This window comes from Frankia sp. CoWAU3 (genome assembly GCF_977971855.1).
Genome location: NZ_CDWWXB010000018.1, coordinates 25,661 through 26,508, shown reverse-complemented (window position 1 = coordinate 26,508; position 848 = coordinate 25,661). Strand labels below are relative to the sequence as shown.

Below are 848 nucleotides of genomic sequence, written 5' to 3'. Positions count from 1 at the left end.
CTGTTCCCCGGCGCCGGCGACCTCGGCACCTTCTGGGGCAACATTGTCGGGGGTGTCGACGCGATCCGGGAGGTGTCGCCGGAGCGTTTCGACGTTGACGACTACTTCCGCCCCGACCTGTTTCGCCCCGACCCGCCCCGCGGTGACCGTCCCGGTGCCGGACCGGGCGGTGTGGGCAGACCCGGCGGTGCCAGCGACGCCTTCTACTGCCGGCGTGGCGGTTTCGTCGAGGAGTTCGCGTCGTTCGATCCGGCCGCGTTCGGCATCATGCCGCTGGCCGTCGACTGGGCCGAACCCGACCAGCTGCTGTCCCTGCGGCTCGCCGCCGAGGCGATCACGGACGCCGGCGGTCCCGAGCGGTTGGGGGACGCCGAGCGTGTCGGGGTGGTGCTCGGCCGCGGCGGCTACGTCGGTCCCGGGGTCGCCAAGCTCGAACAGCGGGTGCGCACCTCCCGCCAGATTGTCACGACGCTGCGCGAGATCCTGCCCGACCTGCCGGCCGAGGCCGTCGAACGGGTCCGGGAGGCGTTCGTCGCCCAGCTCGGACCGCAGCGCCCCGAGGCGTCCATCGGGCTGGTGCCGAACCTCGCAGCCTCCCGCATCGCCAACCGGCTCGACCTGCGCGGACCCGCCTACACCGTGGACGGGGCCTGCGCGTCATCGCTCATCGCCGTCGACATGGCGATGCGTGACCTCGGGTCCGGCCGGACCGACGCGATGATCGTCGGTGGCGCCCACATCGTGCACGAGGCGTCGTTCTGGAGCGTCTTCACCCTGCTGCGGGCGTTGTCCCCGAGTGAGATCATCCGTCCCTTCGACCGGCGGGCCGACGGCATCCTCATCGGCGA

1 protein-coding gene is annotated in these 848 nt (G+C 72.2%); it reads left to right on the top strand.

The features are described from left to right. The coding region (locus AC08ON_RS03685) for a beta-ketoacyl [acyl carrier protein] synthase domain-containing protein (protein WP_476616452.1) at nucleotides 1-848 on the top strand (848 nt) is incomplete at both ends.